Raw genomic sequence first — 14,820 nt, 5'->3', positions numbered from 1 at the left:
ATGAATTTTTACGACACAAATATAGATTCAAAATATCTAAAAAGGTTTGAACAGCATAAGAATTAGCGTTTATGACCTACATTTCTACTTTCTATACACATTTTGTTTTGGTTCAAATTCAGAATTAAACCCCATTTTTGGTTTATTTTGTACCTTTGGTTCTTTCTCTAAAAACGCATATATGTCGCTATTCAAAATTTATGGTTCTTCTGCTGGTTCTGGTAAAACTTTTACCCTGACCAAGGAGTATTTGAAATTGATTTTGAATGAAGAAGATCCAAGATATTTTCAACGAATATTGGCCATAACGTTTACCAACGATGCCGCCAATGAGATGAAAGTAAGGATTTTGAAGGCATTGAAAGAAATATCTGAAAGTGAAGTTTCTGATTCTTTAATTTTTAAAATAATTACCGAAGAACTTCGCACGGTTTCAGCCGAAATTTTAAAGAGTAGGGCAGTGGCTATTTACAATGAGATACTCCACGAGTACAACGACTTTGCCGTTAAGACCATAGATAGTTTTGTAAATCAAATAGTTAGCTCATTTACATTTGATTTGGATTTGCCATTTAACTATGAAATTAATCTGGACCAATCACAGATTTTGAGTGAGGCCGTGGATAATCTGCTTGAAAAAATCGGTAAAAATCAGGATTTGAGTCAGTTGCTTTTGGATTTTGCTTTGAATAAAATAGATGAAGACAAAAGCTGGAATACGCTAATTGACGAAATCAAACAGTTTGGAACGAATATTTTTGAAAATGAAGGTTCTTATTTGATTGAGAAAAATCTGGATTTGACTTTGGTCGATATTAAGAAAATAAGAGGTCAAATAATTGCTTATCAGAAGAATACGCTCAATGGAATTCAAGAATTGGCCCAGTCGGGTCTCGATTTGATATTTAGGAACGGACTTGCTTTTGACGATTTTCTTTATGGCAAGGGTGGGGTATTTGGATTTTACGAGAAACTGGCCTCTTATCCAGAGGATTTATTTTACTCAGAACTCCCATATCCAAAATCAAGGCATATAAGTGCTTTTGAAGAGGGAAAATGGTATAAAAAAGGAGCTGCAAATGGTGGTGCGATAGATAATATTTCACAGACTTTGACCAGTATAGCCAATGATGTTTTAGAACTAAAAACCGATAAATACTATATACTGAATGAAGTAATCAAAAACTTACTCAAAATTCCTCTTTTAGCCATGATAAAAGAGGAAGTGGACATCATAAAATCAGATAGAAATGAGGTGTTTTTGTCAGAATTTAACAAGAAAATTCTAGATATAGTGGTGAAAGAGCCGGTGCCGTTTATTTATGAACGTATTGGCGAAAAGTACGACCATTTGTTGATTGATGAGTTTCAGGATACTTCTAACATGCAGTTTTTCAATCTCTTACCTTTGATTGATAATGCCATTTCTAAAAACAAGGCAAATTTGATTGTGGGTGATCCCAAACAGGCCATTTACAAGTGGCGTGGAGGCAATATTCAACTCATGATTGATCTTATCCAAAAGAATGTTTCTGGACTAATGGCTAATATTGAAAGTGGTGAAAATCAGGCTTTTCAGTTGGAAAATGTCACTTTCTCAGGCTCAGTTGAAAGTCTAAACATTAATTATAGAAGCAAAACGGAAATCATCAACTTCAATAATTCTTTTTTTGAAACGGTTGTTCAAAGCAATTCTCCTGAGTTTCCGCTAGTGGAAAGTGTTTTTTCTGATTATTTTCAAAATATGCCTCCAATTGCCAAAGAAGGCGGTTATGTGAGTTTGGAATTTATAGAAAAGCAGTCTGAATCGATTTTAGAAAAAGTACTTTTTCAGGTAAATCAGATATTGGAAGATGGCTATAAACCTGGCGATATTGCGATATTGTGTAGGCGTAATTCTGAAGGTTTTGAAATAGCTGATTTTCTTCAAAAGAACGGTTTTGAGATAAATTCGGTGGATTCACTCAAAATATGGAAAAACCTGGAGGTGAGTTTTCTTGTGTCTGCTTTAAAGTTTATTCAGCAGCCCGATGCCGTATTTTCGAGATTCGAATTTCTACAGTTTTTTAAGTTATTGTATCCACAGACTTTGCAAAATCTTGACCTGAAGGAACTCTGTAAAGTACCTCTAGATGATTTTTTATCGACGTTAGGAATTGACAAAGACAAAGTTTTTGAAAGAGATTTTTACTCTTCAACAGAGTATTTGATTGAGAAATTTGGACTTTTAAATAATAGCAGTTCAGTTAATTACATATTTACTTTTCTAGATGTTATGCTTCAGTTTTATCACAAAAAAAGCAAGAATTTAGTTGACTTTTTAGCCCATTGGGAACTGAAAAAGGAGAAATTCTCCATAAATAACAAGTCGGAAAACGCCATCACAGTTACGAGTATCCACAAATCTAAAGGTTTGGAATATCCCATTGTTATCTTGCCGTATGTAAATTGGAAGACCAGCCCGAGAGCAGGCTCGGAACTGTGGGTTGATATTAGTCCGTTGAATTACAGTGAGTTGGCTTCTGAAGAAAAGTCTCTGAAGGCTACTCCTTTAAAAGTAAGTCTAAAGAAAAACATAAGCTTTGGGCGTGATATTTTAGAAACTCATGAAGAACTACTTTTTATTGAAAACCTCAACATGCTCTATGTGGCTCTGACCAGACCTGTGGAACGGCTGTATATTTGGTGTCATTTCAAAGTTGCGGCTAAAGGAATGTCGGTGGATGGGCTTGGAAGTATGTTTCACGATTTTTTAATCCAAAAAGGACTCATGAATAATGGTCAACTTCAGTATGATTTTGGTCAAAGCAGTCCGAAGATTGAAAAGATTGTTTCTGAAAATATCACAGATGTTTATAATGTAGATTTTAATAAAATATTTGAGAAGGAATTTTCGCTAAAACTTAAGACGGAGTCAAACTTTAAATCTCTAGAAAGAGAGCAAAAGATCACCTTGGGTAATTTGATTCATGCTGCTTTTGAATTGATTAAAACCAAAAGTGATATTGAAACAGCACTAGAAAAGCTTTCGGCAGAGGGCTATTTGGATGAACCGCTACGTGCTTTATTGGAACAGAAAATTCTTCAAGTGATAGAAAATGAACAAGTGGCCGAGCTTTTCTCAGAAAAAGCCTTGGTGAAAAACGAAATAGAAATATTGTCGAAAGGTCAAAACGTGCAGCGACCAGATAGGATTGTTTTTGTGGCAGACAAAGTATTTATAGTGGATTATAAAACTGGCGAAAAGACCCTTCAGCATCGCAATCAGATTCAGAATTATGGCAATTTGATAGGCCAAATGGGCTACAAAAATATCCATTTGATAATAATTTACTTGGAGCCTTTCGAAATTGTTAAAATCCCTTTGGCAGATTGAAATTAAAGAAATTGTGTTTTTTCAAAATATTATCTTCGTAAATTGCAGAGAATTTACAAAATAGATAATAAGTGTCATTTATTTCAGAGTTAAAAAAGAGAAGGACTTTCGCCATAATTTCTCACCCCGATGCCGGAAAAACCACCCTCACAGAGAAACTTTTGTTGTTTGGTGGAGCTATACAAACGGCTGGTGCGGTAAAATCTAACAAAATCAAGAAAACTGCCACTTCCGATTTTATGGAAATCGAGAAACAAAGAGGTATCTCGGTGGCTACATCGGTGATGACCTTTGAGTATGGCGGTCGCAAAATCAATATTTTGGATACGCCTGGTCACAAGGATTTTGCTGAGGATACTTATAGAACGCTCACGGCTGTGGATAGTGTTATTTTGGTGATTGACTGCGTAAAAGGCGTGGAGGAACAAACCGAAAGATTGATGGAAGTTTGCCGAATGAGAGACACACCCGTGATCGTTTTTATAAATAAAATGGACCGTGAAGGAAAAGATCCATTCGATCTTTTGGACGAATTGGAACAGAAACTTTCTATAAAAGTACGCCCTATCACATGGCCCGTAAACATGGGTTCTGATTTTAAGGGCGTGTACCATTTGCTAGAAAATCAAATGAATTACTTCAAAATAAACAAGACCAAACTTGAAGATGAAGTAAAAGAAATAGCTCTTGATTCGCCCGAACTTGATTCAAGTGTGGGTCCAAAAGACGCAGCTCAGCTTAGAGAAGATGTGGAAATGATTGAAACCATTTATGATGATTTCAACGAAGCCGACTATTTGGCGGGAAGAATTGCTCCCGTGTTTTTTGGGAGTGCGGTAAATAGTTTTGGCATTAAAGAGCTTTTGGATTCATTCTGCAAAATAAGCCCAGAGCCTATTTCAAGAAATACCAGCGTAAGATTGGTGGAGCCAACTGAAAACAAATTCACGGGTTTTGTGTTTAAAATACATGCCAACATTGATCCTAGGCACAGAGACAGAATTGCTTTTTTGAGGATTTGTTCTGGGAAATTTGAAAGAGGGAAATTTTACAAGCACGTGAGATTGGGCAAGGATGTGAGATTTTCAAATCCTTACATGTTTATGGCGGACTCAAAGAACGTGGTGGACGAGGGATTTCCTGGTGATGTCGTCGGACTTTATGATACTGGGAACTTTAAGATAGGCGATACGCTTACAGAAGGTGAAGTGTTGTATTTTACAGGTATTCCGAGCTTCTCACCAGAATTGTTCAGAGAGGTAATCAATACCGATCCTATGAAATCGAAGCAGTTGGAGAAAGGTGTTTCTCAATTGGCAGAAGAAGGTGTTGCACAGTTGTTTACCATGCAACCAGGCAACAGGAAAATCATCGGGACTGTGGGTGAACTTCAGTTTGAGGTTATTCAGCATAGGTTGTTACACGAATACGGTGCATCTTGTCGTTTTGAGGGTAAGCCTTATTCCAAAGCCTGCTGGATTACGAGTGACGACAATGAAAAGTTGAATGAATTTATGCGTTTGAAGTCGAACTATATAGCTTTGGACAAAGACGATAACCCTGTTTTCTTGGCAGAAACGGACTGGATTTTAAGAATGAACAAGGAAAATAACCCTGAGATTGAGTTTCATACAACATCGGAGTTTAAAGTTGGCAATTCTTAATCAAATGTGACATTTGTCATTTTTTAAAGTATTTGAGTAAAAGTATTTTTGTGTTTTAATTTAATATAATTGTTGATGGCTATTTTAATTTTCTTTATTTCTCATTGGTACCTATCGCTTTTTGCACAAACTTTTTTCTTGCATAGGTATGCAGCACACAAAATGTTCACGATGAGTCCTCGCATGGAAAAACTCTTCTATTGGTTGACATTCATTTTTCAAGGTTCTTCTTTTTTAAGTCCTTATGCTTACGGAGTTATGCATAGGCTTCACCATGCGTTTGCCGACACTGAGCAGGATCCACATTCTCCAAGTTTCTCCAAAAACTTGTTTGATATGATGTGGAAAACAAAAAATTATTACCAAGAAATTGTTCATAAAGTAGATACCATAGAAGCAAAATTTAAAAAGAACGTACCTCATTGGGAGTTTATGGAAAAATTGGCTGACACTTGGGTTTCAAGAATCGGTTGGGGTGTAGCTTACACTTTATTCTACTTTTACTTTGCAGAGAGCTATTGGGTGTTTTTATTGTTACCCATCCATTTTTTGATGGGCCCAGTTCATGGAGTTATCATCAATTGGTTTGCTCACAAGTATGGTTATAGAAATTACGACGTAGACGATACAGCTAAAAATCTTTTGCCAGTGGATGTTTTGATGATGGGCGAATCGTACCACAACAATCACCACAAGTTTGGCGGTAGAGCCAACTTCGGAGTAAAATGGCACGAATTTGATCCGACTTATCCCATAATTAAGATACTAGATAAGCTCAAGCTCATCAAGCTTAAGCCCAACAACGACCTCAATTATATGTAAAAAAAAGCCAGCTTGCTGGCTTTTTTTATGCTCAATTACATATTCTTTTTGTAACTTTGTTCTGAATCGAGCCTTACTCTACATGTTCAAAACATTAAAACATACTTGGCGATATTGGTATATATGTACAATCATTGGTTTGATTGTTATGTATCCAAACTTTGTCAGTGATGGACAAGGCTGGGAGTATGACAAGGAATACGGAGTTGAGATTCCAATCAAATACCAGATTCATGGAATAGATATCTCAAGGCACAACGGCCTGATAGATTGGAAAAAAATCAACGATGATAGATTAGAAAACAATCTTATCAAATTCATAATCATCAAAGCCACAGAAGGAACAGACTTGGTAGATGCCAATTTTGAGACCAATTGGGCTTCCGCAAAAAACGCTGGTTTTGTCCGAGGAGCATATCATTTTTATACGCCCTACACCGATCCTAAATTACAAGCCCTCAATTTTATTATAAATGCCAAGCACGAGAAAGGTGACTTTGTGCCGGTATTGGATTTTGAAAAAAATGGACGGACTAGAGCAGAAAGAAAAGCTCTGAGCAACAATGTAAAGATTTGGCTGGAAACTGTTGAAAAATACCTAGGTGTAAAACCAATAATTTATACCAACAAACCTATTTTTAGAGAATATATAAAAGGAAAATTGGATGAATATCCAATCTGGATTTCAGACTATTCTTCCGAAAATCTAAATAATTTCGATTGTAAAAATCTTATCCTTTGGCAGCATTCTGCTACTGGTAAAGTACCAGGCATCAAAGCCGATGTAGACTTTAATGTATTTATGGGTACACCTCATAAATTCCAAAAGTTTTTACTTTAAATTAAAAATATTACCAAAGAAAATAATTTATGTTAACATCCGTAAAGTTTGATCAGACTAAGTCATTCAAAAAACTAAAAAACCACCACAAAACAATTTCTAAAACTACCATAAAAGATTTGTTTTCTGAAGATGCAAAACGTTTCTCGAAATTTTCGCTCAAGTTTCAAGATATCCTTTTAGACTATTCTAAAAACAATATCAATGGTCGTACGATGGTCTATTTGAACGAATTGGCTGAAGAGTGCAATCTGGAAGAAGCCATTCAAAAAATGTTTGATGGAGAAGCGATCAATGCTACAGAAGGCCGTGCCGTACTGCACACGGCTCTCAGAAACAGAAGCAATACTCCAGTAATTGTCGATGGCAAAGACGTTATGCCTGATGTAAACAGAGTTTTGGCACAAATGAAGGCCTTTTCTGAAAGTGTAAGATCAGGAGAGTGGAAAGGATATACTGGAAAGAAAATAACAGACATTGTGAATATCGGTATTGGCGGTTCTGATTTAGGACCTGTAATGGTTACAGAATCATTGAAACCTTATGCCAAAAAAGGGTTGAACGTTCATTTTGTGTCGAATGTAGATGGCACGCACATTGCCGAGACCTTGAAAGGATTGAATCCTGAAACATCATTGTTCATGATTGCTTCCAAGACTTTTACCACGCAGGAAACGATGGCCAATGCACATTCGGCCAGAAATTGGTTTCTTGAAACAGCTTTAGATGTTGAATTTGTTAAAAAGCATTTTGTGGCCATTTCTACCAATGCCAAAGGTGTGTCTGAGTTTGGAATTGATACACAGAATATGTTTGAATTTTGGGATTGGGTAGGAGGTCGTTACTCACTTTGGAGTGCCATTGGTCTTTCGATAGCTTGCTATATAGGGTTTTCTAATTTCGAGGCTTTATTAGATGGTGCTCATCAAATAGATTTGCATTTTAAAAATACACCTTTGAAACGTAATGCTCCAGTTATTTTGGGCCTTTTAGGTATTTGGTACAATAACTTTTTCAATGCTCAGTCGCATGTTATTCTTCCTTATGACCAATACATGCACCGTTTTGCGGCGTATTTTCAGCAAGGAGATATGGAGTCGAACGGAAAAAGTACGGACAGAAATGGCGACGAGGTAAATTACCAAACTGGACCAGTTATTTGGGGTGAACCTGGTACAAACGGACAACACGCTTTTTATCAGTTGATTCACCAAGGGACAAAACTTATACCAGCCGATTTTATAGCTCCTGCTGTAAGTCAGAATCCGATTGGAGAACATCATAAAATGTTGATGTCCAACTTTTTTGCTCAAACTGAGGCTTTGATGAATGGAAAAACCAAAGAAGAGGTGGAAGCTGAATTTAAAAAAGCAGGTAAAAGTCAGGCAGATATAGATTTTCTAACTCCTTTCAAGGTTTTCAAAGGAAATAGGCCGACCAATTCTATTCTGGTAAAGAAACTTACTCCAAAAGTATTGGGAAGTTTGGTGGCTATGTATGAGCATAAAATATTTGTTCAGGGAATTATTTGGAATATTTTCTCATTCGATCAATGGGGAGTAGAGCTTGGAAAACAGCTTGCTAACAAGATTTATCCTGAATTGCAAGACGATGCAGAGGTTGTGTCACACGATGTTTCGACCAATAATCTTATTAATATCTACAAAAAATGGAGAAAATAGAGCCTCGGCTCTATTTTTTTTGTATTAAAGTTTCAATTATTACTGAAAAAATAAAAATTTTAAAAAATTTTGGTTATTTATTTGGAAGTATAAATTCAATAAATTAAATTTGATTCATCTTTTAAAAATAGGTATAATTGTATACTAAAATTAAAAGAGTGAATCAATCTAAAATGAACTTACGTGCCTTCTTTAACATATCATTTAAGGTAATGAAAAGAAGTTTGCTTCTTTTTATGTTCTTTACTTTCTCTGTGGCTTTGGCTCAGACCAACACTACACGAGAAAGTAAAGTCCCTTATGAAATAAAGTTTGCTGACGTAACTTTTCAGTTGAACGATGTCACAAGGTATTTATTGTCGCAAGAAGTAGCTGCAATTTCACGAAACTCCGAACTCAAAAAAGAATATTTAAGTAAACTTTCATTGGTGATTCCATCCATAGAAAGCATAGTTGAAAACGCCAACGTGCCGGCTGATTTTAAGTACTTGAGTATTTATAACAAGTTCCAAAAAAGCCTGAGTTCGACCGTTGCTTTAGAACAAGGAGTTTTTTGGTGTTTGGATATAGAAAAAGCAAAAGATGTCGATTTGATTATCGACGATAAAATAGACGAGCGTAAGCATTTATTGATGGCCACAAAAGGTGCCATGGTGTGCTTAAAGCGGAATCAAGTTCTTTACGAAAACTGGGGAAAAACGCTTTTTGCTCATATTGCAAGCCGAGAAGTTTTAAAATTCTTGGAAACAAACAGAAAGTGGTCGGGTAATTATATTGTCCTCGATTCGCCTTCATATAGTTCTTTGATACAGTTTTTGGCCTTTAAATTGGTGATGGAGTCGGAGTTTAACAGTTTTAAGATTCCAGTGCAAAGTATTGTATATGAATACAAAAACGCTGCTGGTAAGTCTCTTAATCTTATAGCTGCTGACTTGAAAATTGATCCGAAAGAGTTGTTAAAGAGTAACTTGTGGTTGAAGACCAACAGAGTTCCGGAGGGCGATGCCAATATTTTGGTATATATCCCAAGCAACAAATACAGCGAGATCAGGATGCTAGACGAGATGTCGAGGAATGTCGGAAATCAAAACATGGATTTGGGTTTTCCAGTACTCAAACCTACGCCCGAATTGAGCAAAGGTTTTGGTGGAATGTTTTACACCAGCAACAATCTCAAAGGTATTCAGGCAGAAATGTGCGACGATTTTGTAAATCTTGCCTACAAAGCCAATATCAGCAATAAGCAGTTTTTGGAGTTCAACGAGATGACCGACAAAGACTTTTTGCAGATTGGGCAAGTGTATTATATCGAATCGAAGAACGATAAGGCGGCCATTCCTCATCACATTGTAAAAAATGACGAAACGCTTTGGGATATTTCGCAACAATATGGTGTGAGACTCTCTAAGTTGCTGAAATACAACAGAATGGAAACAATTGCTAGGTTGCAAAGAGGCAGGGTCGTTTGGATGCAAGCCACTCGTCCGAAAAGTAAACCGATTGAATACATTGAGTTTCCGTTGGAAAATAAGGATGAAAAACCTGAAAGATTGAAATTTGACGATGAGTTGATTTCTCAATATGTGGAGACCAAAAAAGAAGAGGAATTGGTGGAACAAAAGCCAGTTTTGGAGCCCAAGAAGGCAGAGGTCTTGGTTGAAACTAAGCCTAAAGAAGTTTTTAAATCTGAGGTATTGACCAAAAATCAAGTAGTGCCCTTTGAAGAAACTACTATTGTACCAAAAAGCAAGGTGGTTCCAGATGAACAAACGACGGTAGTCAGAGAAGTGCCAACCACAAAAGTGAGCTCTGAAAAGCCTTTTTCTGAGGAGCTAATGGAAACCATAGATATTCCAAAGAATTATGAAAAGGGATATTTGGTGCATGAAGTTAAGAAAGGCGAGACCTTGTATCGGATTTCAGTAAACTATAAAGTGACTGTAAATCAATTGTATAAGCTCAATAACCTCAACAACAACATTATAGAGGTTGGAGATAAAATAATAGTAAGAAAATATTGAGATTGCTTTTTGTAACAATCTCATTTAAAGATAAGTAATAAGTAGTATAGATTCACTCGATAGCTGGATTAGCCTCGATCATTGATTGAGGCTAATTTTTTTTGTTGGTTTTAAAATCGATCTTAGTTATTTAAGACTGAAATTTTCATTTTTAGAATTCAAGTCTTATTCTCTGCAAAAATTCAATGAATAAGGTAATTATTCACCACATATTGGTTTCGTAATGAGTCCTAGCTGGGTCTCATGTTAGGAACTCTACATTGTAACGGATTACTGATATTGGAATACGCGTTTCTTTTAAGTTTTTTGACCTAAGAATCTGAAATACGAAAGATTCTAATTCATTTATCTCCTCATTTATCCCCTCACCAAACATAACTAACCACACTCCCTGCCTCAATTGTTTCTTTCGCTTGTTTCCCTTTTGAGCTAATCAAGAACTCAACACTTTTGTCTGAATCATTGATGACAATCAAAACGGTTTTGCCTGCAGGTGTTTTGAAGGCTACGTTGCTTAGGTTCAGAACTGTATTTGATGCAATTCTTTTGGAGTTAGTGGGTACAAATTTGGAGGCATGGCCAATGATGTAATAAGCGGCGTTTCGCTCAATCTTGCCTTTGTCGATGGTGATGGCTCCCAAACATGCCGTGCAACCGCCCTCGGTATGTGGATTCATTTGTGGGTCAATGGCCAAGTTCCATTCCAATACCGTTTTACACCAATTTCTCGTGGCTCCGATGATCAAGTTTTTAACATGCCAAGCCAAATCACCCCCAAAGTTTGAAGGATGTCCAATCCATTGCTCGGTGAAATAGAGGTTTTTGTCTGGATGAGCTTCATGCACTTCTCTGATATTCTCCACACTGCCACCGTATAAATGAAAAGCCGAACCATCAATAAATTTCCTTGCCGCTGGATCATTCAAAATCGAAATGGGATAATCAGGTCGGTCGGCATTGTGGTCATAAATGATGATTTTGGTCTTAATACCATTTTTAAAGAATGTTGGACCAAGGTTGTTTTTAATAAAATTTGCTTGTTCGTTGGGCAACATCAAAAGACTCGGGTTGTTTCCGGGGTGAAGAGGCTCATTCTGAATGGTCATGGCATCAATCACAATGCCATGTTTTTTCATTTCTTTGATGTATTTCACCAAATAATTGGCATAAACTTGATAATATTCTGGCAAAAGACTACCGCCCATTGAATTGTTATTACTTTTCATCCATGTTGGCGGACTCCATGGCGAGGCCAATATTTTTATTTTTGGGTTTATTTTTATGATTTCCTTCAAAACTGGTATCAAATCCTTTTCGTCTTCTTTGAGAGAAAAATTCTTCAAACTCAAATCTTTGCTTTCAGAATAACTGTAGGCATGGTCACTCAAATCAGATGCACCCACACTCACACGAAGGTAATTTACACCGATACTGTTTTCGGCATTCCCAAATAGTTCGTCAAGCAATTGTTTTTTGTTGCTGAGTTGGTTTATTAAAGTGGCACTTCCGCTCGTTAGGGTATAGCCAAAACCGTCCATGGTCTGAAAATTTTTGGAATCGTCCACAAAAATGGTCGGTAAGTTTTCGTGGTTTTTTGAAAAAGCCAAAGTCTGTTTTTGCTTTTCCAAAAGCTTACTTTTGTCCAATTTGGTGACCCATTTTTCTATATTTTGGCCAATAGAACTGCCAGAAGTAAGTATCAATAAAACAATAACTTTAGAGGATAAAGACTTAATATTTAATGAAAAGACGAACTTTAGTGACATTTTTTCTTGAGAAATGAGATTTTTGAAATATAATAAAAAGACAAATTAATAGAAATTTAATCAGAAATCTATTTTCCGTAAAATCAAATCCCTGTTGAGCTTGGCCCAAATTTTTTTTATTAGTCAATAATGGCGTAATTTGCAGTATATTATATAACAGACCATAATTTAGAATGAATATTCTTGGCATTTCTGCGTTTTACCACGATTCAGCAGCTTCTATAATTCAGGATGGTAAAATAATTGCCGCAGCACAAGAGGAAAGGTTTACTAGAAAAAAACACGATCCTGGTTTTCCTTCAAATGCTATCAAATTTTGCCTTGAATACAGTGGTTTAGAGTTGAAAGACCTAGACGCCATCGTATTTTATGACAAGCCTCTGTTGAAATTCGAGAGACTATTAGAAACTTACTACGCTTTTGCACCGAAAGGTTTGCGTTCGTTCATAACCTCAATTCCGGTTTGGATAAAGGAAAAAATGTTCCTGAAAAGACTCATTCATGAGGAATTGGAGCAGATTGGAACTTACGATAAGAAGAAAACGAAACTTCTTTTTCCTGAACACCACCTTTCGCATGCAGCCAGTGCTTATTATCCTTCGCCTTATGAAGATTCTGCGATTCTTACGGTAGATGGAGTAGGAGAGTGGGCCACGGTTTCTATTTGTCATGGACAAAAGGGTCAAATTAAGATATTAAAAGAGATGCGTTTCCCGCATTCTCTTGGACTTCTATATTCCGCATTTACTTACTTTTTGGGCTTTAGAGTGAATTCTGGTGAATACAAACTCATGGGTTTGGCTCCTTACGGAAATCCGCTTTCGCCTGATATCGCAAAGTATGTAGATATTATCAAGAAGGATTTAATCAGTGTTAAAGACGATGGCTCGGTTTGGTTGAATCAAGATTTCTTCGACTACGCTACAGGATTGAAAATGGTGAATGAGTCTAAATGGGAAGCTCTGTTTGGATTCAAAACCAGAAAGCCAGAGGACGAATTGGAACAACACCACTGTAATCTGGGTCTTGCGATTCAGCAAATTACCGAAGATGTAGTGGTTTTGATGGCTCAAGAAGCAAAAAGACTTACTGGATCAGAAAATATATGTTTGGCAGGCGGAGTAGCACTTAATTGTGTTTCAAACGGCAAACTTCAAAAATCAGGTGTTTTCAAAAACGTATTCATTCAGCCTGCTGCTGGTGATGCGGGCGGTGCCTTGGGTGCTGCTTTGGCTGTGAATTATATCTATTTCAAGCAAGAGCGTGTGATAGATTATAAGATGGATGCCATGAAAGGCTCGTATTTGGGACCCACCATTTCTGATTTGGAAGTAGAGTTGATGTCCAAAAAATACAAGGCCAATTATCAATATTTTGAAAATTTTGACGAACTGGCAGCCGAAACGGCCAAATTGATTTCACAGGAAAACGTAATAGGTTGGGTACAAGGCAAAATGGAGTTTGGTCCAAGAGCCTTGGGAGCAAGAAGTATTTTGGGTGATCCAAGAAGTGCTGAAATGCAGAAGAAACTTAACCTGAAAATCAAATATAGAGAATCATTCAGGCCGTTTGCACCTTCAGTTTTGGCCGAAGATGTAAGTCAGTTTTTTGATTATGATGGTATTTCGCCTTATATGTTATTGGTACATCCTGTAGCTGATGCCATCAAGAAGACTTTGCCAGAAGGATACGACGACATGAATTTGAGAGATAAATTGTATCATTTACGTTCGGAATTGCCTTCAATTACACATATTGACTTCTCAGCTAGAATTCAGACTGTGCATAGCGAAACCAATCCTCGTTATTATAAAATGATTGAGGAATTCAAGAAACTTACAGGTATGGGTGTTGTAGTAAATACCTCATTCAACGTAAGAGGTGAACCTATCGTAATGACACCAAACGATGCTTACAGGTGCTTTATGAGAACGGAAATGGACTATTTGGTAGTGGGTAATTTCTTATTCAGCAAGAAAAACCAACCTGAATGGCAAGGCACAGATAATTGGAAAGAAGAATTTGTTTTAGATTAATATAAAAGATTAAAAATATGGATTTTATTAAAGATTTATGGGGTTTTATGGCAGCTAGAAAGAAATTTTGGTTGGCTCCTTTGATTATTATTTTGCTTTTGGTAGGTATACTTATAGTTATTGGTGGAGGTTCTGCCATAGCTCCGTTTATTTACACCTTATTTTAATTCATTCTCACAAAGAGATAAATATTTTTATAGATGAAAATTGCAGATAGATTCCAATCACTTTTAGTTATAGTTGTTGGTTTCCTTGTTCTTTATTTTATTTTTCAAAGAAATTACGATTGGTATTTCTTTGAGTTTAAGAGAAATTATTTCCTTTATGCAGCAGTTGGCATTGGTGTTTCTTCGCTAATGTTTGATGCTGTAGCTGATCTGATACTGAAAGGTTGGATGAAACTAGCCGAAGTGTTGGGTTTTATAAATACCCGAATTCTAATGACTTTGGTGTTTTTTATATTTCTAACACCTTTTGCTCTTTTGCAAAGATTACTTTCAAGAAAAAACTATCTTTCGCTCAAAGACTCAGAGAAAACGGTCTTTCACACGAGAGATCATCAGTATCAACCTGAAGATTTTGACAATATTTGGTAAGAAAAAGGCCTCGTAA

General features: G+C 36.4%; 10 protein-coding genes. 9 read left to right on the top strand and 1 reads right to left on the bottom strand.

The genetic code is table 11. From position 1 onward, the window contains the following. Positions 1 to 181 precede the first annotated feature (181 nt). From EGI26_RS04880 to EGI26_RS04855, 6 genes are all read left to right on the top strand, one after another. Positions 182 to 3,376 carry an exodeoxyribonuclease V subunit beta gene (locus EGI26_RS04880; RefSeq protein WP_255076760.1) on the top strand — a complete coding sequence of 1,065 codons (3,195 nt, stop codon included), beginning with the start codon at positions 182 to 184 and terminating at the stop codon, positions 3,374 to 3,376. 71 nt (positions 3,377 to 3,447) lie between these two features. Beyond that, complete coding sequence (locus EGI26_RS04875; protein ID WP_255076759.1) at positions 3,448 to 5,040, top strand: peptide chain release factor 3; 1,593 nt, start codon at positions 3,448 to 3,450, stop codon at positions 5,038 to 5,040. A gap of 75 nt (positions 5,041 to 5,115) precedes the next feature. Next, positions 5,116 to 5,862, top strand: a complete 747-nt coding sequence (locus tag EGI26_RS04870; RefSeq protein WP_255076758.1) for an acyl-CoA desaturase — start codon at positions 5,116 to 5,118, stop codon at positions 5,860 to 5,862. Between the two features lie 82 nt (positions 5,863 to 5,944). Further along, the gene (locus EGI26_RS04865) at positions 5,945 to 6,703 is read left to right on the top strand and encodes a glycoside hydrolase family 25 protein (RefSeq protein WP_255076757.1); all 759 of its coding nucleotides are present in this window, start codon (positions 5,945 to 5,947) and stop codon (positions 6,701 to 6,703) included. A gap of 29 nt (positions 6,704 to 6,732) precedes the next feature. Beyond that, positions 6,733 to 8,385 carry a glucose-6-phosphate isomerase gene (gene pgi / locus EGI26_RS04860; RefSeq protein ID WP_255076756.1) on the top strand — a complete coding sequence of 551 codons (1,653 nt, stop codon included), beginning with the start codon at positions 6,733 to 6,735 and terminating at the stop codon, positions 8,383 to 8,385. 212 nt (positions 8,386 to 8,597) lie between these two features. Further along, positions 8,598 to 10,406: a LysM peptidoglycan-binding domain-containing protein gene (locus EGI26_RS04855; protein WP_255076755.1), complete on the top strand. Its 1,809-nt coding sequence runs from the start codon at positions 8,598 to 8,600 to the stop codon at positions 10,404 to 10,406. 365 nt (positions 10,407 to 10,771) lie between these two features. Here the strand turns inward: EGI26_RS04855 and EGI26_RS04850 are convergent, their stop codons facing one another. After that, a complete protein-coding gene (locus EGI26_RS04850) occupies positions 10,772 to 12,172 on the bottom strand; it encodes a glycoside hydrolase family 30 beta sandwich domain-containing protein (protein ID WP_255076754.1) in 1,401 nt (466 codons plus the stop codon). Between the two features lie 173 nt (positions 12,173 to 12,345). Between EGI26_RS04850 and EGI26_RS04845 the strand changes: the two genes are divergently transcribed. The 3 genes from EGI26_RS04845 to EGI26_RS04835 are packed head-to-tail and all read left to right on the top strand — an operon-like array spanning position 12,346 to position 14,804. Beyond that, positions 12,346 to 14,208, top strand: a complete 1,863-nt coding sequence (locus EGI26_RS04845; protein ID WP_255076753.1) for a carbamoyltransferase — start codon at positions 12,346 to 12,348, stop codon at positions 14,206 to 14,208. Positions 14,209 to 14,225: 17 nt separating this feature from the next. Continuing rightward, positions 14,226 to 14,375 carry a DUF5989 family protein gene (locus EGI26_RS04840; RefSeq protein WP_255036488.1) on the top strand — a complete coding sequence of 50 codons (150 nt, stop codon included), beginning with the start codon at positions 14,226 to 14,228 and terminating at the stop codon, positions 14,373 to 14,375. Positions 14,376 to 14,408: 33 nt separating this feature from the next. Then, positions 14,409 to 14,804 (top strand): SxtJ family membrane protein, encoded by a 396-nt coding sequence (locus tag EGI26_RS04835; RefSeq protein ID WP_255076752.1) that lies wholly within the window; start codon positions 14,409 to 14,411, stop codon positions 14,802 to 14,804. The last annotated feature ends 16 nt before the right edge of the window (positions 14,805 to 14,820 follow it).

It is taken from the genome of Lacihabitans sp. CCS-44, assembly GCF_024343735.1.
GTDB lineage: Bacteria > Bacteroidota > Bacteroidia > Cytophagales > Spirosomataceae > Leadbetterella.
This window is presented reverse-complemented; position numbering and strand designations above follow the sequence as displayed.